Origin of the sequence: Sphingobacterium spiritivorum (genome assembly GCF_016725325.1) — a bacterium.
GTDB lineage: Bacteria > Bacteroidota > Bacteroidia > Sphingobacteriales > Sphingobacteriaceae > Sphingobacterium.
This window is the reverse complement of the sequence record NZ_CP068083.1, coordinates 413,782-434,802: the sequence shown is the minus strand read 5'-3', so window position 1 is coordinate 434,802 and position 21,021 is coordinate 413,782. Positions and strand designations below refer to the sequence as shown.

13 protein-coding genes are annotated in these 21,021 nt (G+C 37.2%); 6 read left to right on the top strand and 7 right to left on the bottom strand.

From position 1 onward, the window contains the following. Window positions 1-64: 64 nt before the first annotated feature. The 3 genes from I6J02_RS01615 to I6J02_RS01605 form a co-directional block, all read right to left on the bottom strand. On the bottom strand, window positions 65-754 hold the full coding sequence (locus I6J02_RS01615; protein ID WP_201680109.1) for a hypothetical protein: 690 nt from the start codon (window positions 752-754) through the stop codon (window positions 65-67). Then, window positions 727-4,026 carry a DUF6443 domain-containing protein gene (locus tag I6J02_RS01610; protein WP_236582248.1) on the bottom strand — a complete coding sequence of 1,100 codons (3,300 nt, stop codon included), beginning with the start codon at window positions 4,024-4,026 and terminating at the stop codon, window positions 727-729. The genes I6J02_RS01615 and I6J02_RS01610 overlap by 28 nt, the downstream gene beginning before the upstream one ends. 90 nt (window positions 4,027-4,116) lie before the next feature. Then, window positions 4,117-7,854, bottom strand: coding sequence for a hypothetical protein (locus I6J02_RS01605; protein WP_201680107.1), 3,738 nt, complete (start codon window positions 7,852-7,854; stop codon window positions 4,117-4,119). A 659-nt stretch (window positions 7,855-8,513) separates the two neighbouring features. Between I6J02_RS01605 and I6J02_RS01600 the strand changes: the two genes are divergently transcribed. The 4 genes from I6J02_RS01600 to I6J02_RS01585 all read left to right on the top strand — a co-directional run bounded on the left by I6J02_RS01600 (window position 8,514) and on the right by I6J02_RS01585 (window position 13,806). Next, complete coding sequence (locus I6J02_RS01600) at window positions 8,514-10,790, top strand: ATP-dependent helicase (RefSeq protein ID WP_201680106.1); 2,277 nt, start codon at window positions 8,514-8,516, stop codon at window positions 10,788-10,790. A gap of 66 nt (window positions 10,791-10,856) precedes the next feature. After that, the gene (locus I6J02_RS01595; RefSeq protein ID WP_201680105.1) at window positions 10,857-11,651 is read left to right on the top strand and encodes a DUF4290 domain-containing protein; all 795 of its coding nucleotides are present in this window, start codon (window positions 10,857-10,859) and stop codon (window positions 11,649-11,651) included. 90 nt (window positions 11,652-11,741) lie between these two features. Then, window positions 11,742-13,067, top strand: a complete 1,326-nt coding sequence (murA, locus tag I6J02_RS01590; protein ID WP_201680104.1) for a UDP-N-acetylglucosamine 1-carboxyvinyltransferase — start codon at window positions 11,742-11,744, stop codon at window positions 13,065-13,067. Window positions 13,068-13,170: 103 nt separating this feature from the next. After that, the gene (locus I6J02_RS01585; protein WP_201680103.1) at window positions 13,171-13,806 is read left to right on the top strand and encodes a YceI family protein; all 636 of its coding nucleotides are present in this window, start codon (window positions 13,171-13,173) and stop codon (window positions 13,804-13,806) included. Between the two features lie 68 nt (window positions 13,807-13,874). Here I6J02_RS01585 and I6J02_RS01580 read toward each other — a convergent pair whose 3' ends face one another. Then, a complete protein-coding gene (locus I6J02_RS01580) occupies window positions 13,875-14,771 on the bottom strand; it encodes a DUF3078 domain-containing protein (RefSeq protein ID WP_201680102.1) in 897 nt (298 codons plus the stop codon). A 184-nt stretch (window positions 14,772-14,955) separates the two neighbouring features. On the opposite strand from I6J02_RS01580, the gene rlmH reads away from it, so the two are divergent. Beyond that, window positions 14,956-15,429 carry a 23S rRNA (pseudouridine(1915)-N(3))-methyltransferase RlmH gene (gene rlmH, locus I6J02_RS01575; RefSeq protein WP_201680101.1) on the top strand — a complete coding sequence of 158 codons (474 nt, stop codon included), beginning with the start codon at window positions 14,956-14,958 and terminating at the stop codon, window positions 15,427-15,429. 467 nt (window positions 15,430-15,896) lie between these two features. Here rlmH and I6J02_RS01570 read toward each other — a convergent pair whose 3' ends face one another. The 3 genes from I6J02_RS01570 to I6J02_RS01560 form a co-directional block, all read right to left on the bottom strand. Then, window positions 15,897-16,349, bottom strand: coding sequence for an NUDIX domain-containing protein (locus I6J02_RS01570; protein WP_201680100.1), 453 nt, complete (start codon window positions 16,347-16,349; stop codon window positions 15,897-15,899). A 23-nt stretch (window positions 16,350-16,372) separates the two neighbouring features. Continuing rightward, entirely contained in the window at window positions 16,373-17,119 is a 747-nt protein-coding gene (locus I6J02_RS01565; RefSeq protein ID WP_201680099.1) for a hypothetical protein, read from the bottom strand. 86 nt (window positions 17,120-17,205) lie between these two features. After that, window positions 17,206-18,402: a DEAD/DEAH box helicase gene (locus I6J02_RS01560; RefSeq protein ID WP_201680098.1), complete on the bottom strand. Its 1,197-nt coding sequence runs from the start codon at window positions 18,400-18,402 to the stop codon at window positions 17,206-17,208. A 195-nt stretch (window positions 18,403-18,597) separates the two neighbouring features. On the opposite strand from I6J02_RS01560, the gene I6J02_RS01555 reads away from it, so the two are divergent. After that, entirely contained in the window at window positions 18,598-21,018 is a 2,421-nt protein-coding gene (locus tag I6J02_RS01555) for a thiamine pyrophosphate-dependent enzyme (RefSeq protein WP_201680097.1), read from the top strand. The last annotated feature ends 3 nt before the right edge of the window (window positions 21,019-21,021 follow it).

Here is a 21,021-nt window from a genome sequence, read left to right as displayed (position 1 = left end):
ATTGATATACACGATGATCTTAGTGTCACTCATCAGAGATGCATAAACTCTAAATCGCACCAAACTAATAATATTTCGGATCCAAAGCTGAAGGGGTATTTTTCTTTAACTTTTCTTCAATGGATAAAAGATCATATATCCGCTCTAGTCCTAATCCAGGAGATGAAAAGTAATAGAAGCCGGGGGCATAAATGTTTTCAACATACTTTTTTTGCTCCTTTCCATTCCTTGCTATGACTCTTAAGGTGTCATGATCGATTTTATAGATACCATAGGGTTTTGTTTTGGCAATTTTGTCAAAAGATTTTAGATCTGGACAACTTTGCAATATACTATCTCCAGTGAAAAAAATACTATCCAACATTCGTCTATTTCCTTTGCCTGTCTCATACCATCCCTCTAATGTTCCTGGGGCTGCTACAATTCTATCATAAATATACAACTTATTATCTTTGACAATATAGTTGCCAATCTGTGTATCCTTCAAAACATAATATATAGAATCAGTTCCATTATAATATCTTAATGCCAATAATATATTATACTCCTGCAAAAAAATCCCATTATCAATCAACGGATACAATATAACTGAGCTATCTCTACTACTCCACGCAATAGTTTCTGTAATTTCATATTTACCAATATCCTTGGCGCTAATTTTTTGAAAAGAACTTTGATGACAACTAATTGCACAGCTCAGAATACTGGTAGCAATCAGTATCCAAATTATTTTCCTATAGGGCGACTTAACCATTTCTTTTCATTATAATATTGTGGAATTGAATATATTTGGAACTGTCTTCCTGGCGCATTATAGAATCCTTTCTTTATTGCCTCATTGTGAGAAGGCTCATTGCCTAGTGTCGTTCTATTGTGAACTTTATGATAGGCATCAGCCGCGGATAAGAAAATTCCAATATTCTGCCCTGTTGTTTTCATTGCTGCACCCCATACATAATTCAGAGCTTCATGTTTGCTATAGTAAGTTCCATTTATTTCATACAGGACATCTGCCTTAAACTCACTAACAAAGTCTAGGTTGCCTTTTCCTGTACCACCATAAACATTCTTTGGTTCTAAACTTTCTAAAGCAATTCCTCCCACGATACCCATGTTTGTTTTGCTTGTCGCTTCGGCAACAATTGGCCCCAACTTCTTTGTATAGCTGTCCAATTTTCCATCGAATCCGGTTTTTTCATTACCTTTTGCTATCTCCCTTAGATCACCGAGAATCGTCTCCCGACTGTTTACCTGAACATAACGACTTCCATTATAAGAATAATTACCTCTATCATATTGCATAAAATAACGATCAGGCAGATTATTAACTATTCGATCTATTTCTTTACCTTTTTGATTATATAAAATATCATCCTCGAGCATTCCATCAGGATCCATAAATCGCAATGGATTATTATAACCGTAACGGTATGGCGACAAATCATATTCTTCGCTCGCCAGTGGATCCACAACGTTCCATCTTCCGATTACCGGATCATAAAGCCTCACTCCATAGTCCAGCTGGCCACCTAACTCCTCTTGCTTTTCCTTACCATTATAAAGATACTTATTATTTCCAAATACAGGGCTTGGTGATTTTTGCAATCCAAACGGATAGTAATCATCTCTTTGCAAAACCTCTACAGCATTCGTATTAGGATTCCGGTAAATCGTAGCTCTGACATTACCCAGGTGGTCTGTCAGATTATATCTGTACGTATAATCACCATTTACATTCCTATATGCTACACCTTCTGCTGTATGGATCAACTCAATTGCTCCGTTCTGGTATTCTATACCTCCAATATAATCCCGCTGTCCCGTTGTATTTGCCGTTTTACGAAGTTTATTGCCAATTGCATCATAGAGGTATGTAATTGTATTACCTCCTCCTGTCACTTGCTGGGGTAGATTCAGGTAATTGTAGCTCATATTCATGCCTGTGCGGTCAATCTTAACATTCCCGTTGCTATCATAGGTATAGTTCCCATTAACTAAGCCTGATACTGAATTTAAATTGTTTCCTGTATAACTGTAAAAGATTGCAGCACCGTTTCGTGTCAGTTTCGTGATATTACCCATATCATCGTATTCCAGCGATTCATACATTCCGGATGTAGTACTGTTACCATTTTTCAATCTGTTCAATTTGTCATAGCTGTATACAAAATATTCATTGACTGTTGTGTTTTGACCCCAGTGCTGTTCGGATATATTACCATTCCATTGAGCTGATGTACCATATATGGGATCCTGGTATTTGAGCTGTTGACTAAAATATTTTGAAGTGCTTGTTGTTAGCCATCCTCGTTCGTTGTAGCCATAGGTAATGATGTTTACAGGATTATTCCCATCAGTGTCTGCGCCAACGACTTTTTCTCTTAGCTGACCGATTTCATTATAGTTTTTTGCCAATAGGGTTATCTCAGGTTGGTTGTTGATCTGTTGCTTGCTTGTCATCAGACGTCCAACATGGTCATATTTATTGTGTGTAGCAATAGTCGTGGTCTGTCCGTTTGCAGTATGACTATGTACACTTGTAAGCAATTCACCTGTAAAACTGTATGAATAAGTTATTATATCTTTCCCTCCAAGATTATTTTGAGAAACTGTCTGAATTAGCCTTCCGTCGTCATCATAATATAACGCAGTAAGCAAAGGTAAACTACCATCTTCTTTATAAACAACTGTTCCTGTCAGAAGTCCATTGAGCATTCTGCTATGGGTGATGCCTTCAGCTGTAAGGTTATTAGCCTGCTCAAACGTATAGTCGTCATAATAATTGATGCTTCGAACAGTTGTATTTGTTCGGGGATAAGAAACATTACCATAAGTTGATTGTTCTCTGGCTCGGTTTTCCCAAAATACTATTTCATTATTCAAGATATAAGCTTGTTCAGCCTCCCGGCTAGAACTTCTTGTATGTATTCCGGTCATTACTATGCGACCAAAAGCATCATATTTAGTAAACAACCATTGGTTGGATAATCTCTGAACAGCATCTTGAATCTGCACAACCTGGCTTCGTTTATTATACACTATGTATTCCCACCCCTTACCAGGTATCTTCTTTTCAATTAGTCTTCTTCGACCGTCATACTTATAACCATAAATATAAAGATTAAAATCAGAATCAGATTCTGTAAAATTATTTGTAATGACAGCAGGAGGGATTACATACTTAAGACTTTTGAAGTGGTCGTAGATATAATAGGTGTCTAATTTCTTGTCTTCCGTTTCCCAGATACGCTTCAGTACTATTTTTTCTTCAAAGTCTTTAAATTCTTCCACAGTACCAGTCTTGCCTGATGTCCAATTTTCATCTTTGGTAACTGTCTTATATAGCTTTCCTTGTAAATAGAAAGTTGCGGAGGCACCATTACCAGCAGTGTTTATTTTCCAGAACTTCACATCATCATTGACATTTGTTCCATAATCTTTATGTATTGTATGACCACTGCTCAATTGCCAGGATTCTCCCGGAGCAGCCTGAATCTGTAAACGGTTCAGTGGGCTGTCCTCAAATAAAGTCTCTGCAAACGGTACAGTTGTTTTCTTAACCGATGTATCCCAGCCGTTGGCTGCGTAATAATTCATTACATCGCTTCCAGCAGTAGAGTTATAACTCCCATTTTCACTATTTGAAGAGGCATAAGGAAGATATTTTTTGCTTTCTCTACCAAAATTATCATATTCTATATGTTGTACTATATCTTTCATTGTAGGGCTTCCTTTTGTAGAAATAACCTGAATTTTCCTTCCCATCCCATCAAAATACATAATCTGTTGAATAAGGTCTTCCGTAGTAGGAGTTGTGGGGGGGGTAGTAAAAGACTTTTTGTAGTTATTAGTAATTATATAGTTCTGATCATTACTTGGTGCAGAATTCAGAGTCTGATATGTTAGACGACTGATGAAAATTCGTACATTCTGACCTGAAGTGACGTGAAATCCGGAAGCTAATGTAATGCTCTTTTGCGCTTTAATCTGACTTTGACCGCTATAATTATTAAGTATAAGATCCATACTTTGCGCCAGAACATTTGTAAATATAACGAAAGTGGATATTGTTAATATGCAATATAGAAGCTGTTTTTTCATAATCTGGTTTCTAATTTAAGGTCTGTAGTTGTAATAGTAACTCTGTTTGAGCTGTCTGAATTGGTCAAGCACCTGTTGTAGCCGTTGAAATCCATCATAGAGATAATATTCTGTTTGCCCTTTTGAATCCGTTTTGCCTGTCATGCCGACTAAAGGCTTGTAAGTATATGTTGTCATCTGCGCACCATATGGATAGACTCTTACTTCATCTATTCCTTGTCCTTCATTTAGCAACATATAATTATCATATGTTTTGCTAACATTTATCCATTTTCCACCTGATAGATATTTATAGTCAATTATGTAAGTTTTTGAATTGGGTTTAAAGAAAGGAACGGTAAATGTTCCACTATAATATTTTTCTCCGGTTTCTGCTAAAACTGCAGCACCAATATATTCATCAAAACTTTGGTAAAAAAACTCTTTCCCTGTCAAAATTGACTTTATCGTTGTTGGATAATTAAGTCCTACTTGTGCAGAACTTCCTTCCACAGTTGTGGGAGAAGAAACGGTAAGGGTATATTCTCCAATTGGCATATTTGTAAAAGTGACCTGATTGTTGTGTGTATTCGAGACATGACACCCACTGTTTACATTATTACTCATACAAAATGTGCCTGATTTAGAAATGGGGCCAGTCAGAGTGTAATTCATATATAATGTTTGATTCGAAACCAGATAAGTGCCTCCAAATAGCTGAATCTTTATGTCCCCTTTGCGAGTCGTATTTATAGTTGTTGTGGCACTTCGATTGCTTGTGGCAGAATTGTACAGTGTAACATTTAAGTTAGTATATGTCACATTGTTAATGACTTCCGTTATATCATTATTGGCATTTTCTATCTCCAGGATAGGATACAGACCTTTGTATCCCCATAAATAGCTAGTAATATGTCCTCCTTCATTCTTAACCAATAGAGGATTGCCATAATTATCATAGCTCTGATAATGCACTGTTTCCTCCATCCGGCTGTCAATGTTCAGACGTTCAGTCCAAAAGTTAATCCCGCCTGTACTATTGAAAAAAGATACTACGGATGAGAATGTGGAATCTGATATAGGGTTTTGGATATTTAGTAGATATTCTTTTTCAGGTTTTATTATACCTGTGAAATTTTCATATGAAGTAATAGATCCCGCTATAGTCTTTCTTTGTCCTTCAATAATTTGTTGAGTAATTATTTCAATTGGTTTATTGATCATGTTTCTTTCGACCATTTTTCTAAATACCATCTGGTAATCTCTGTCATCAACCGATGGATTGTTTGGATAATTATATGGATATTTATATTTTTTGAAATATATACTTCCATCATTGGCGAGGGTAGTTTCTCTTGTTATATTATTGAACTGGTCATACTCAGTCCTGACAGAAGACTCAACAACTAAATTTCCAAAGCGTTCAACAATTCTTTTTTCTCTAATGTTGTTGTTATACATTTTTTGTTGAATAACCGCGTATTCGTTGTCGTATTGTGTCCATATACTCCTGTACTCTTGTTTGTCAGCTTCAGAATAATCGTGCTCATATTTGAAATGTTCCTCACGAAGAGGCGTAGGCTGATTTTCTTGATAGATTTTTTTGGATATTAGCTTTCCTCTTTTGAATGAGTTATCAATGAAAATATCACTTAGAACCAACTCCTGAGAAAACTGAGAAGGTTTTTTATCCATAAAACCATTGTCGTAGTTTGTATAATTAGACTCTATAAATCCATTGCCGATCTTTCTTTCCGTCACACGACTATAGGTAACAACTCCATTTGTTTTAAGTGAAGGAATAATACCTTCTGCATTAAAAACTCGATAACCAGGGATACCAGAACTCACCCATTTGACATATTCAGGTATCTCTCTTTCTAAAATACCTGGAGAATAAATGAAATTTGTTCTATCAATTTCATTATTTCGATCTTTGTAAATTATCTCTTTTAGCCTTAATCCTCCTCCGATACCTACGGAATCTTTTAGGGATTCGGTTTTTATGTCAAAAATCCTAGTAAATCGATTCGGCTCATATTTAAATTCTACAGTCCCACCTGTAGCATATCTGATCTTTTCTAAAATTTCACTTTTAAGATACAAGGAGTCAGGACTTCTGAAAGATTTATATTTAAGAATATTCTCATTTGTAAACTGACTGGGAGTCGAGTATATAGCAAAGAAATCCTTATTATTATGATATCCCCAATGATCTTTCGTCCTGGATTCATAACGTGGTAACAAAGTACTATTATATTCAAATTTATAAAGAGTGTTCATTTTGTTGTCGCTAAATTCGGATACCTCTGTAAGTTTTAGCCTTTCAGATACAGTATCTCTATACGAAAAGCGAAAATCCTTGACAAGCTCGCTTCCCGCTTTAACAGTAAGCCGATTTAGCTTTAAAGGAGTGTTATCCCGACGATCTCTAATGGTCGTATCAGGATCACTGTTGAATCCGAAATATGGTCCGTAACCAATTTTTATATTTGAATATAATTGATTAGAGACAGAAGTGTAAAAATCTACTTCTATTCCTTTATTACTAGTGATTTTTTTTAATGAATGTGTACGATAAGCATATCTGGTAATGGGGGTTATCGTTGAGAATCCTGCTGAAAAATCATTATACTCATTGTACTTGAAGCTCTTTGCTTCAAAAAAAATCTGATTATTCATTCCGAAAGCCTGATGGGTAGAATCAAAAATATAATTTCGGATATAATCAAACTTTAATTCTTCTCCATTATTCCGATCCTTTACCGATACCAAATACCAATTCGAAATTATTCTATTGTATTTATAGTTGCCTGTAAAAAAATTAAAATAACCAAAAGGGACATAGGCCTGAGAAGTCTTGACTATATCATAAACTTCTTGATCTCCTCCAAAAGTAAAAGTTAAACCATCAGAAGATGTAATCCTGATAGTCTTAATTATTTTAGGGATTGTGAGGTAATAAGTAGTTCCGGTTACTGGACTTGTAAAATAGTTAATGGGGTTATTCTCACTGAATTCAATAGATAATTGATAACTTCTTCCATCCTCGGATATTACTATCCATTTTCCATCTTTATCCATAAAGAACTTACCTGAATAATCCGCCACTTTAAAATTAAATATATCAGGAGCCAAATCGGGCTTTGGATTTCTATTAATAGTATTTATAACATCATATTCATTAAATCCATTTTTGTTGACCCTGATAGATGATGTCTCTTCTGTGGTATTTGTTCCGTAAGTATTTTTGTAAGAAGAGATTCTGGCTGATGAATTCCAGTCACTTAGCCCTAATAACTGGTGATTTCGGAGATAACTGTAATAGCCGTTTAAATCGTATGTTTTCAGTTCATATTTTCTTTTCTCATAGCTAAGATGAATTTTTTCGTATGTGGATAAATATTCTTCTTTTAGGATTTCAATTTCATCTGCTCGTCCGTTAACAGTCCTAGATACAAATCCTCCGGCTTTTAAAATCCAACCTAAGCCTACTGATGATGGTCTTTGATCTATTTTTATTCCATTTCCAGCTGTGTATTCTATTCCTAATGAAATGTTTCTATTGCTAAATGGAATTTCATACAAATCAATTCTCACTCTATTTCCTCCGTAAAATTTTTCATTATCAATATTTACACCATTAAATGAATTTGCTATATCCGGAGGCGGAATAGAATTACTTTGTCCTTGAGCTCTTGAAACAGAGCATATTAAAATAATTATAAAAATTTTTTTAATAGTATTTTCTATTTGATATTTACCATGAAACATGTTTAAGAATTTTTAATCAGTATTTAAGTTAATTTTTAGGTTAATATATTAGAGTTGTTTTTCTTTATATTAAAAAAACAACTTGTCTGTAATGCTGAAAAACATTGTTTAAGATATAATTAGGTTAATGATAATTGGTAATTATGCTTAGCGTCTTATTTTGTTAATTTTAATGAGCTAATAATTGTGTCTAAGGTAAAATAAAAAAAAGTAATATTAACAAAGAAAATAATTTTTATTTTTACAATCCTTTTAAATGGCGGATGTACTTGTAAACTTTTTTATTGATTATGACTTTCTAATCCCCCCCCACCAAAAAAATATTAGATTTTAAATTTTTCTATCATAATCAGATACCTTGTTTTACTCATTTATTCTTAACTCAAGGGGTTATAGCTGTTGCTGTAATGCTTTGCTAATTGTTGATTTGTAGTTTAGTCTATATAGCTTTTCAGAAAATTAGATAAATTTAACAGAAATACTCTACTGTGTAATAATTTGCTAAACTGTTGGAATTTTTGGCTAAAAAAATAATTCAACTCTATGTTTAAGCTCAAGTAAGTATATGAGAAGGCATATTCAAAAAGGGTGCCGCTGTTCTCAGATAGTTTTCGTATTTTTACAGACTATTTTTCTAACTACAAAAATTACAGATTATTTTGGATTATCTAGCAGGATTAAATCCGACCCAACGTGCGGCTGTTGAACAGACAGAAGGACCAGTAATGATTGTCGCCGGAGCCGGATCGGGTAAAACACGTGTAATCACGTATCGTGTGGCACACCTTATACGTAAAGGTGTGGATCCCTTTAATATATTAGTGTTGACTTTTACCAATAAGGCTGCAAAAGAGATGCGGGAGCGTATCATGAAGGTCGTAGGAGGAGAAGCTAAGAATATCTGGATGGGTACTTTCCACTCGGTTTTTGCCCGGATATTACGTGTGGAAGCCGAATTGATTGGTTATCCCCGCAATTTTACGATCTATGATACAGACGACACCAAGAGTTTACTCCGTTCCATTTTAAAGGAGATGAACCTGGATGATAAACTGTATAATGTAAATCATGTATACGGCCGTATTTCACAGGCGAAAAACAATCTGATCTCTCCGCAGGAATATAATAAGAATGAAGCTATCAAAGCAGAAGATCATTCAAATGGCAGAGGGCAGATGGGACAGATTTATATGACCTATGCACAACGCTGCTATCGTGCAGGAGCGATGGACTTTGACGATTTGTTATTCAAGACCAATGTGCTTCTGAATAAGCATCCTGATGTCTTACATAAGTATCAGCACCAGTTTAAATATCTGATGGTGGATGAGTATCAGGATACTAACTTTTCCCAATATCTGATTGTGAAGCGTCTGGCTGCGGTGAATGAGAATATTTGTGTGGTGGGAGATGATGCGCAGAGTATTTATGCCTTTCGGGGTGCAAATATTCAAAACATTCTGAACTTCCAGAAGGATTATCCGGATGTAAAGGTTTTCAAGTTGGAACAGAATTACCGGTCGACAAAGATGATCGTGAATGCCGCCAACAGTATTATTGCGAATAACAAGAACCAGCTGGAGAAGAACGTATTTTCAGACAATGAAGATGGCGAAAAGATAAAGGTAAACAGAGCTTTTTCCGATAATGAGGAAGGAAAGATTGTTGCCGATATTATTGCACAGGAAAAAGCCCTTAAGGGATTAAATTTTAAAGATTTTGCGATTTTGTATCGTACGAATGCACAGTCCCGGTCCATGGAGGAGGCACTTCGCAAAATCAATATTCCTTATAAGATATATGGCGGGACTTCCTTTTATCAACGGAAGGAGATAAAGGATCTGATCGCTTATTTCAGATTGACATTCAACCCTAATGACGAAGAAGCACTGAAGCGTGTTATTAATTATCCGCGTCGTGGAATCGGAGATACAACTATCGAACGTATTATGATTGCTGCGGATCAGCAACAGATCCGTCTGTGGGATGTAGTGGCTAATGCGCAGATGTTTCTGGATGGAAGAAGTGCCGGTTCTGTAAGTGGTTTTGCTACTATGGTGCAGAGTTTTCAGGCTATGGCTAATAACCATTCGGCATTTGATACGGCGATGCACATAGCACAGCATTCGGGAGTACTGAAGGACCTCTATGAAGATAAATCAGTAGAAGGACTGAGCAGATACGAAAATATTCAGGAGCTCTTAAACGGTATCAAGGAGTTTTCGGAGAGAGAGGATATAGAAGATCGTGGGCTGGATGTGTTTATGCAGGATATTGCTCTTCTTACCAATGATGATAACGATAAGAATCCGAATGCAGATACCGTATCCATGATGACGATTCACTCTTCAAAAGGATTGGAGTTTCCGATTGTCTTTATTGTCGGGCTGGAAGAAAACCTGTTTCCTTCTCAGTTGTCTCTTAATTCCAGGTCAGAGCTGGAAGAGGAAAGACGATTATTCTATGTCGCGGTTACGCGTGCGGAGAAAAAGCTGCATTTATCGTATGCAACCTCACGATACAGATGGGGTTCATTGAATAATTGTGAACCGAGCAGATTTCTGGACGAATTGAATCCGGCCTGTCTTGATCTTGATTTCAAACCAAGAGGCATGCCTTCTTCAGCAGGAGATGGTTTTCAGAGAGAACGTATGACCTGGCAACAGAAAGATCAGGATACATTCTCCAAGCCGAAACCAAAAATAGTGAAGACAACTTCTATATTGCCAAAAGCGCATACACCTACAGAAGGCTTTGCCCCGTCAGATACAAGCGGACTTCAGGTAGGGATGGAAGTGGAGCATGAAAGATTTGGATTTGGCAAGGTTATCAATCTGGAAGGCAATAAACCGGACCTGAAAGCAACTATTTTCTTTAAAGAGTTGGGACAAAAGCAATTGTTGCTTAAATTTGCCAAACTTAGGATTGTACAATAGCATTTATTATATTTACAAAATAACGGCGCGTATCTTACGTTATTAAAGCGTCATCATCCACAATTTATGAATTTTGATTATAACAGCACAAGACCAAAACTTATTCTAGCCGAATATGGTCGTAATGTGCAGAATATGGTAGATTATATCAGTTCACTACCAACAAAAGAAGAACGTAACCGTCATGCTCAGGTCGTTATCGATATGATGGGTGTTCTTAATCCGCATTTACGTGATGTGGCCGATTTCAAACACAAGCTTTGGGATCACCTGCAGATTATTTCTGATTTTAAAATTGATGTAGATTCTCCATATCCTATTCAGAGCAGAGAAAATGTAAAACATCAGCCTGAGATGTTGGGCTATCCTCAGCATAACATCCGTTTCAAGCACTATGGACATACTGTAGAAACAATGGTAAGTAAGGCCCGATTGATCACGGATGAAGCCAAAAGAAATCAGATGATCCTGTCGATTGCGAATTTTATGAAAATGGCGTATCTGACATGGAACAAAGATTCTGTATCGGATGATCAGATCTTACAGGATTTGAAAGAACTTTCAAAAGGTGAACTTTTCTTACCTGAAGGTACCGTTCTTACCAAACTTGATTTTAAAACACCTCCTCCGGGAAGCCGTGTAAAAAGCCAGACCCCTTCTTCAGGTGGTAGCAACAATAACAACAATAATAAAGGAAGCTATCAGCAGAAATCGAATAATAATAACAATAAGAAACCGGGAGGTTTTGTAAAAAGAAATAATAACAACAATAATAACGGTGGCCCTAAAAAGAGCTATCACAATAATAACAATAATAACAACAACAATAACAACCATTCAAATAATTATAAGAGAGGATAATCTTTTAAATTGGATAAATGGTACAGAGCAATTGAAATGTCAATCATATTCCAATTGCTTTTTTTTTGAAATATAATAGTTAGTGTATACATGAACGCATTTGAAATACATGGTGGGAAGCCATTAAAAGGTGAGATTATTCCTCAGGGCGCAAAAAATGAAGCATTGCAGATTATTTCTGCGGTTCTGTTAACAGAAGAACCAATGACAATAGCGAATGTTCCTGATATTAAAGATGTCAATAAGCTGATCGAGCTGTTACAGGCATTAGGTGTAAAGGTGAATCGTGTAGATCAGGATACATATGTCTTTGAAGCAAAAGATATTAATATTGATTATTTTCAATCGGAAGAATTTAAGGTGAAAGGTGGAGGGCTCCGCGGATCTATTATGATCGTTGGTCCTTTACTTGCACGCTTTGGTAAAGCCGCCATTCCTAAACCGGGAGGCGATAAAATTGGCCGTCGCCGTTTGGATACCCATTTTCTTGGATTTGAAAAATTAGGAGCCAAATTTGTGTACGATGCTGACAATAATTTTTTCAATGTCGATGCCAGCGAATTAAAAGGAACTTATATCTTACTGGATGAGGCTTCCGTAACGGGAACTGCAAATATTGTGATGGCAGCCGTATTGGCTAAAGGTACAACAACAATTTATAATGCTGCATGTGAACCTTATTTGCAACAGTTGTGTAAGATGTTGAACAGAATGGGCGCTAATATCTCCGGTATAGGTTCTAATCTGTTGACTATTGAAGGGGTAGAACACCTTGGAGGAACTAGTCACAAAATGTTGCCGGATATGATCGAGATCGGATCTTTTATCGGGCTGGCTGCAATGACAGGTTCTGAAATTACAATTAAAGATGTGTGTTATCCGGAGTTGGGTATTATTCCTACTATCTTCAGCCGTCTGGGAATCAAGATGGAACTGAGAGGAGATGATATTTTTATCCCTGCTCAGGAACATTATGAAATAGAAACGTTTATAGACGGTTCTATCCTTACCGTATCGGACGCACCATGGCCAGGTTTTACACCGGACTTGTTAAGTATAGTACTGGTAACCGCTATTCAGGCAAAAGGAAATGTGCTGATACACCAGAAAATGTTTGAAAGCCGTCTGTTTTTTGTAGATAAACTGATCGATATGGGTGCCCAGATTATTTTATGTGACCCGCACCGTGCTACTGTGATCGGACTGGATAAAGCATTTAAATTAAGAGGAATTGAGATGACATCCCCGGATATCCGGGCAGGTGTATCCTTATTGATAGCAGCGCTTTCGGCTCAGGGTAAATCCAAAATCTACAATATCGAGCAGATTGAAAGAGGATACCAGCATATTGAAGAACGTTTGAAAGCTTTAGGAGCTGATATTCGTCGTATTGATGAAACACCTGCGGGTCATTAGAATTGTCTGAGTAATGTCTTTTCTCTTGTAAATTGTTACATTAAAGGAGAAATTAAATATCTTTGTCTCAAATTAATGTTTAAACATACAATTTAATGTCATCATGAAAAAAATCATTTTATTCTCTGCCTTTGCGGCTCTGGTATTATCTTCATGTGCAGGTAACCCTGAAGGTAAAAAAGCTGAAACTTCTGATTCTACAGCTATTGTTGAAAATACAGTTTCAGGTAATTCTTTTACAGTAGATACTGCGCAGTCTAAAGTAGTATGGACAGGTACAAAAGTAACAGGTCAGCACACAGGTACTGTAGTTGTTAAATCAGGTTCTATTCAGATTGATAACAATGCCCTTGTAGGTGGTACATTCACACTGGATATGAACTCTATCAGTTCTACAGATCTGGAAGGAGAGTATAAAGATAAATTGGACGGACATTTGAAAGCAGCTGATTTCTTTGATGCAGCGCAATTCCCTGAAGCGACTTTTGTGATTTCAAAAGTAGAGGCGGGAGCTACTGCATCTGATGTAAAAGTAACCGGCAATCTGACAATCAAAGGTATCACAAAGAGTATTTCATTTGATACAAAAGTATTGGAATCAACTGACAGCGTAATCAAGACGCATGCAGACTTCAATATCGAGCGTGCTGATTGGGGTGTGAACTACGCTGGTAAAGAAGATGATTTGATTTCAAAACAAATCAACTTCAAAATTGATATCGTTGCAAACAAGAAATAAGTCAAACTGATTATAAAAATAAAGCCCGAATGTTTTTCATTCGGGCTTTGTGTTTTTTAGCGGTCATTCTAAAATTTGTACGTTATACCTGCACCAAGAATTTGTTTGACCTGTAAAGCCGGCCGCTCAGCTCCTGGAGCTCCGTTGTCTTTCGGAATAAGGGTATTGTCGTCGTATATCAGCTGTACACCTGCATTGACTGTGATCCATTTGTTCACTTTCATCACGAGATTAGCGGTATAATCGACGTCTACATTCTGCGGGTCTTCCAGATAATTGGAATAGAGTTTAAGGATATTTTCAAAGGTTATATTTTCCATAATCTCCTTTTTATAATATGCATCCAGAGAAGCACCAAATTCAAAACGTGATTTTTTGCCGGGATCTACACCGAAAGCCCCTATATTGGAAAGGGAATCATTGGTTACAAATACAAAACGTGCTGCGGCAGGCGAGATGTTTATTTTAAAATTGTCAGACTCTTTATACGCCATACCGGGACCAAAGCTCAGATATGCAGGAGCAAATGCTGTTGATAATAATGTCCTGGCATTGTTACTGTCATACTTATATCCTTTAGCAAATTGTGTGTTGAAATTCATAAAGAAAGTATAAAGCCATCTTTCCTTTGCCTGATACCCCAGTAAACTGCTGATCGCAAATCTGTCATCATTCTTTCTCCAGTCTGTTTCCTTCTGGAAGGTCTGTCCGTAAGCGGCTAATACTTTATTGTCCCAACTCCATTTGTCTTTCTTGTAGTTGAAGTCGTAATTAAACATCAGGTTTCCGGCAAAGGAATTGACACCACCGGCAGCCCAATTGGAAAAAGAACTCTGATTAATCAAAAAAGTATTTTCTCCTTTGATCGTCCATAGTCTGGTTGAATCTGCACCTTCCTGTTGTGCATAAGTGACAAGGGAGAACGCTGACAGAAGCAGCATAAGTGTGAGTTTTAATTTCTTCATATTGCAAGATTAATTTCTTAATAACTTAGTTAAGAATAAAGATAGTAATTTGATTCACTTTTATGTAATGAAAAAGCGCTGTGCTATGTATCTTTGACAGTAGAAAGCATAAGGTGTTATTTATTGAAATCTCCGGATGATGTGAATCATACAGCTCTCTTTTTTAAAACCAAATTAAATACAGATGAAAATTACATTGATCTGTGTCGGTAAGACAGATGAAAAATATTTGAATGAAGGCATTGAGAAGTATACAAATCGGTTAAAGCATTACGTTACTTTTGGAATGGTAATTATTCCTGACCTCAAAAACAGTAAAAATATGAGTCAGGCACAACAAAAGGAAAAGGAAGCTGCGTTGATCCTGAAGCATGTCAATCCCCAGGATACTGTCGTATTACTGGATGAGTTTGGTAAGGAATACCGTTCAGTAGATTTCTCCCGATATTTCGAGAAGAATATGGTCAACAGTACCCAACATATCGTTTTTGTAATAGGAGGCCCATATGGATTTGATCAGACTGTATATGACAGATCCGTACAGAAGATTTCATTGTCTAAGATGACATTCTCTCATCAGATGATCAGGTTGTTTTTTGTGGAACAGATATATCGTGCTTTTTCTATTATGAAGGGTGAGCCCTATCATCATGAATAGTCATAAAAATTATGTAAATTGTAGTGAATTTGCATCTAAATAATAAAGGAGGAAATATGAGAATGCAAAAAAGAGATTATCACTTTAAAAGTGATTCGGCGTATAATGAAGGTAAGAGAGCAAAGATCATGATTGCTATAGGAATGATCTTAGTAATTGCTTTATACTTTATATTCAAATAGGAAAAAAGTGATTTAGAAAAAGATAAGGCGATACGGGGAGTATCGCCTTAAAATCACACTAACTATTAAAAAACCTATAGGACTAGGAATTTTCTATACCAAAAATACTGATTTTTATTCAAAATCAAATTATAAATGAAAAAAGAGTCTATAGTATTATTTAATGTGTGTATTTTATTTTGTGCTTGTACATTTAAGGATTTGATTTTTAAATATTTGTGAATTTTTGCTGATTAACAAATAATATAATATATGCAGTAATAAATTATCTGAATCTTTTCATTATTAAAAAATCCGGCTTTTGAGGTATTCTTCCCATGCTACCTGATCCGTTTTGAATGTAAGTTCAGTTAATTTTACCTGATCCACAGGTACGAGTCTGAAGGCCTGAAGTTTTTCCCCTCCTTCATCTTTATCAAAATCAAAAAGTTTTTCTTTTATAGCCACATGGAGTGGCTGGTTGGCTTTCACTAAGTAATAGATACTAATAATCTGACTTTCGTTAAAACTGGACTTTTCCCAAAAATCTGTTGTGTAAATATGCTTTACAACATCCACAGAGAGTGCACATTCTTCCTCATATTCTCTTTTGAGCGCATCTATCAGTCCTTCTCCATATTCTAATCCTCCGCCCGGAAATTTGGTGAAAGACACACTTTCAGTTTTTTCATCACTGATCAATACTTCATCATGCTCATTGATAAGTATTCCGTACACGCGCACATTAAAAGGATACATGTATTCTATTTATTAATATTATTCTACAAAGGTTGGAAGCCGTTCTCGATACTCATTTCATCCAGACCTATAAATGAATAGTGACGGGGAAGAAACCATACTATCGTCGTCATTATTGCTTCAAACTCTTTTTCGGTAGCGAATTGTTTGGGGATAATGTTAAATACCAAATCTTGTTTTACCGTTTCATCATTTTTATAGTCACGGGCTATTAAAGCGATTTTTGGATTCTTTATTCCGTTATATACCAGATATTCGCGGATATTCGCCCGAAGCTGAGCCGGTAATATACTTTCTGAAGGCTGACCTACAAGTATCTCTTCGTCTTTGCCAATAATAGCACTCCCGTTTTGAGGGGAAAAGATACTTTCGTCAGTATAAAATTCTCCGTTGAGTTTCAGATTGGTCAAATCGCCATAAGAGAATATCCAGTCCGATTGTTCTGCTCCGGCATTAATAGCGACACCAAATCCCTGACTCAAGATGTAATCAAGTTGATTTGCGATGACAAAAGCCTTAAAATCCTGATTGGATTCAATAGTCCGAAGATTAAAATAAGGGAATCCGTCTGATCCCATCATAACCTCCGGTTCGCTCAGTGTCAGATTAGCTTCAGCAACATTCGTAACAAAAGCTTCTACCCATGCGCCGTCACGCTCTGCGATAGGAGTCTGCATAAGTGAATTGATAATGACGGTTTTTTCTAAATCGCCCAGATTATTGCCGTTTGGCTGATTCTTATGATCATTAAATAAATGAATGGTACTCATTCTATGAATATTATTACAATTATATAAAGGTCTAAAAGTAAGGAATATTGTGGTATTCTATGAAAATAGGTCCCCGCAATCTCACTTTATTTTTTTCGCTTGCTGCCCTTTCTTTTAGAATTAGATTTTAATTCCTTGTGTGCTAGCATTTTTTGCCAACTCAGCACATAAGGATGTTCGGATAAAATCGGTATGTTTTTTTTGAGTGCAATCTGCAGTTTGATCAGGTTGGGGTTGTCTTCCGCATCACAGAAGGTGTAAGTATAACCATCTCTGATTCCTCTTGCTGTTCGGCCAATACGATGCATATACTGCTCAGCGGTATCGGGAATTTCATAATTAATAACGTAATCGAGGTTATCAAGGTGAAGGCCCCGTGAAGCAATATCCGTTGCGACAAGAAAGTTGAAATTTCTGTTTTTGAAATCTTCTACTATTGCTGTACGCACGGCCTGCGATTTGTCTCCATACAACCCTTGTGCAGTGAGCCCGTGTTTTTGGAGGTCGCTTACAATACGGTCTACTCCATGGGTCGTTCGCGTAAAAATCAGTGCAGCATCTATTTTATAATGATCAATAAGGTGTTTTATAAGGTTTTTTTTATCGTTTTTATCTACAAACAACAAATACTGATAGATCGTGCTTTGCTGTTCTTCTCGCTTCTGTACTTCAAAGCGAAACGGTTTATGCAATACTTTCTGAACAATTTCTTCCAGTTCCTTTGGAAAAGTGGCAGAAAAAAGAAGAGTTTGTCTGTCTTCAGGAATATATCCCAGTATACGGAATAATGCAGATATAAATCCCAGTTGTAATAGCTCATCTGCCTCGTCTATGATTACCTTTTTAAATTCAGACAGGTTGATAAGTTTCTGATCCACAAGATCCAGCAGTCTGCCGGGTGTGGCGACTACAATATTCGGATCATCTGCTAACTCTGCTGCCTGCTTTTCATATGACTGGCCACCGAAGATAGATATGGTACGGATATTTGCTTCGGAAGGAGTACAGTTCAGGATTCGCAGATATGTCTGTTGTGCCAGTTCGCGGGTCGGACTTAGGATCAGTGTTTTATGTTCAGATTGTTTATTTTCTGTCAAAAGATGCAAAACCGGGAGTGCAAAGGCTTCTGTCTTCCCCGTCCCTGTAGGGGATATACCGAGGATATCTTTCCCTTTCAAGATGTTCGGAATCACAGCTTTCTGTATCCCTGTAGGTTGTGTGATCTGAAGGGTGTTGAGCTTTTCGATCAGCGGCTTTGAAAGATTTAATTCTTGAAAATTCAACTTTTTTTGTATTTTGAGATAAAACGAACAAAGATACCAAAAGAAAAATAACCGGTTACTTTAAACCTGACGAATTAAAATATAAGAATTTGTCATTTATTTGGCATACACAGGTTTTCACCATATAATTTAGGGGTGTGTTGATGGATTAAAGAATTTATTTTTAGTATTTTTGTTAAAACTGAAGAACAAAAGATGTCAGGAACCATATTACAGCATATGCAAACATACGAACCTTCTAAGCTGAGTTTTGATGATTTTAGACAAATCATTATTGCTGATTACCGTTTGGCGGTAGAAAGCAGGTTTGTAAGTTTGTTGGGAAGAAAAGAAGTATTGACCGGAAAAGCTAAGTTTGGAATTTTCGGAGACGGTAAAGAACTTGCACAGATTGCTTTGGCAAAAGTTTTCCGGGAAGGTGACTGGCGGTCAGGATATTATCGTGATCAGACCTTTGTATTTGCTTCCGGCATTTCTACTGTTTATCATTTCTTTTCTCAGTTGTATGCGCATCCGGATCTGGAAGCGGATCCTTCATCCGGCGGAAGACAAATGAATTGTCATTTTTCTACCCGTCAGATTGATGAAGACGGAAACTGGTTTAACCAGATGCAGCAAAAGAATTCGGTATCAGATATCTCTACTACCGGAGGGCAGATGTCCCGCATTATGGGATTGGGGCTGGCTTCAAAATTGTATCGTCATAATCCGGATCTGAATCATCTTTCTTATTTCTCAGATAAAGGGAATGAAGTGGTTTTCTGTTCAGTAGGAAATGCCTCTACTTCTGAAGGTGTTTTCCTGGAAACCATAAATGCGGCAGGCGTCAACCAGATTCCTGTTGTGATCTCTGTATGGGATGATGGCTATGGTATATCAGTGCCTAATGAAGTGCAGACTACAAAAGGAGATATTTCGGAAGTCCTGAAAGGATTTCAACGCCAGGAGGGAGATACAACTGGTTTTGAGATTTTTAAAGTGAACGGATGGGATTATGCAAGTCTGGTGGAGACTTACGAACAGGCTGTACGGTATGCGCGGGAAGAACATGTTCCTTGTCTGGTGCATGTTACAGAATTAACGCAACCTCAGGGACACTCTACCAGTGGATCACACGAACGATATAAATCTGCTGAACGCTTGCAATGGGAGCATGATTTTGACTGTAATGTAAAAATGAGACAATGGATTCTGGAGTCTGATATGGCTACGGAAGAAGAGCTGAACCAGATTGAAGCAGAAGCTAAAGAATATGTCCGCACAGAACAGCGAAGAGCGTGGACAGATTATCATAAAACTATTAACGGAGATCTTGAACAGGCTATAAATCTGTTGGAGCGGGTAGAGTCTCCTTTAGTGGAAATGCCTTTGAAAACATTAAAATCATTGCCAGAGCCTTCTTTTAAAGAAGTGTATGTCAATGTACGCAGAGCAATCCGTGAACTGAGAGGGGTACAGGTTAAAGGTAAACAGGACTTGCTGAACTGGTATCATGCACAGCAACGCGTTAATGAAAACCGCTTTAACGATTTTCTGTTTACAGATACTCCGGATTCTCCATTACATGTACAGGTTATTCCTGCACAATATGATGAGGAAACACGGATTGTGGATGGCAGGGAAGTCCTGAATGCCTGTTTTGATGCTAATTTCTCCAGAGATGAACGATTGGTCGCATTTGGAGAAGATGTAGGAAAGATAGGGGATGTAAATCAGGGATTTGCCGGGCTTCAGCAAAAGTTCGGTGAATTGCGGATATTCGATACGGGTATCCGGGAATCTGCTATTATCGGCAAAGGACTGGGACTCTCACTGAGAGGGCTGCGTCCGATTGCAGAAATTCAGTATCTGGATTACCTTATTTATGCATTACCGATTCTGAGTGATGATCTGGCCAGTCTGAGTTATCGTACCAAAGCAGGGCAGAAAGCTCCGGTTATTGTACGTACACGCGGACACAGACTCGAAGGAATCTGGCATTCTGGTTCACCGATGACCGTGTTACTAGGCGCTTTGAGAGGATTACATATTTGCGTACCAAGGAATATGACTCAGGCGGCAGGCATGTACAACACACTGCTCCGGGGAGATGAACCTGCTGTGGTCGTGGAATGTCTTAACGGATATCGCCTTAAAGAAAAAATGCCAAAGAATATTGGTGAATTTACGGTTCCTTTAGGTATTGCTGAGGTCGTCAAAGAGGGAGCAGATCTGACAGTAGTTTCGTACGGATCTACATTGAGAGTTGTCCAGGAAGCGGCTATAGAACTTGAAAAACTGGGAATTAATATAGAAATTGTAGATATCCAATGTCTGTATCCGCTGGATAGAACGGAGATATGCAAATTGTCCTTGGATAAGACCAACAGATTACTGGTGGTGGATGAAGATGTTCCGGGAGGTGCTTCCGCATACATATTACAACATATACTGGAAAACCAGAAAGGATATTATGTATTGGATGGTCAGCCCCGTACACTTACTGCAAAGGCTCATCGCCCTCCGTATGGATCAGACGGAGACTATTTCACTAAGCCATCTGCTGATGATGTAATTGAGATTGTCTACGAGATGATGAACGATGCTAATCCGGAAAAGTATCCTGCACTCTATTAGGTA

Bases quoted from the DNA above. Each gene is read 5' to 3' on its own strand.
- I6J02_RS01585 (WP_201680103.1), top strand. From the start codon at position 13,171: ATGAAAAAAATCATTTTATTCTCTGCCTTTGCGGCTCTGGTATTATCT.
- I6J02_RS01610 (WP_236582248.1), bottom strand. From the start codon at position 4,026: ATGGATCTTATACTTAATAATTATAGCGGTCAAAGTCAGATTAAAGCG.
- I6J02_RS01570 (WP_201680100.1), bottom strand. From the start codon at position 16,349: ATGTATCCTTTTAATGTGCGCGTGTACGGAATACTTATCAATGAGCAT.
- I6J02_RS01595 (WP_201680105.1), top strand. From the start codon at position 10,857: ATGAATTTTGATTATAACAGCACAAGACCAAAACTTATTCTAGCCGAA.
- I6J02_RS01555 (WP_201680097.1), top strand. From the start codon at position 18,598: ATGTCAGGAACCATATTACAGCATATGCAAACATACGAACCTTCTAAG.
- I6J02_RS01565 (WP_201680099.1), bottom strand. From the start codon at position 17,119: ATGAGTACCATTCATTTATTTAATGATCATAAGAATCAGCCAAACGGC.
- I6J02_RS01580 (WP_201680102.1), bottom strand. From the start codon at position 14,771: ATGAAGAAATTAAAACTCACACTTATGCTGCTTCTGTCAGCGTTCTCC.
- I6J02_RS01605 (WP_201680107.1), bottom strand. From the start codon at position 7,854: ATGTTTCATGGTAAATATCAAATAGAAAATACTATTAAAAAAATTTTT.
- rlmH (WP_201680101.1), top strand. From the start codon at position 14,956: ATGAAAATTACATTGATCTGTGTCGGTAAGACAGATGAAAAATATTTG.
- murA (WP_201680104.1), top strand. From the start codon at position 11,742: ATGAACGCATTTGAAATACATGGTGGGAAGCCATTAAAAGGTGAGATT.
- I6J02_RS01615 (WP_201680109.1), bottom strand. From the start codon at position 754: ATGGTTAAGTCGCCCTATAGGAAAATAATTTGGATACTGATTGCTACC.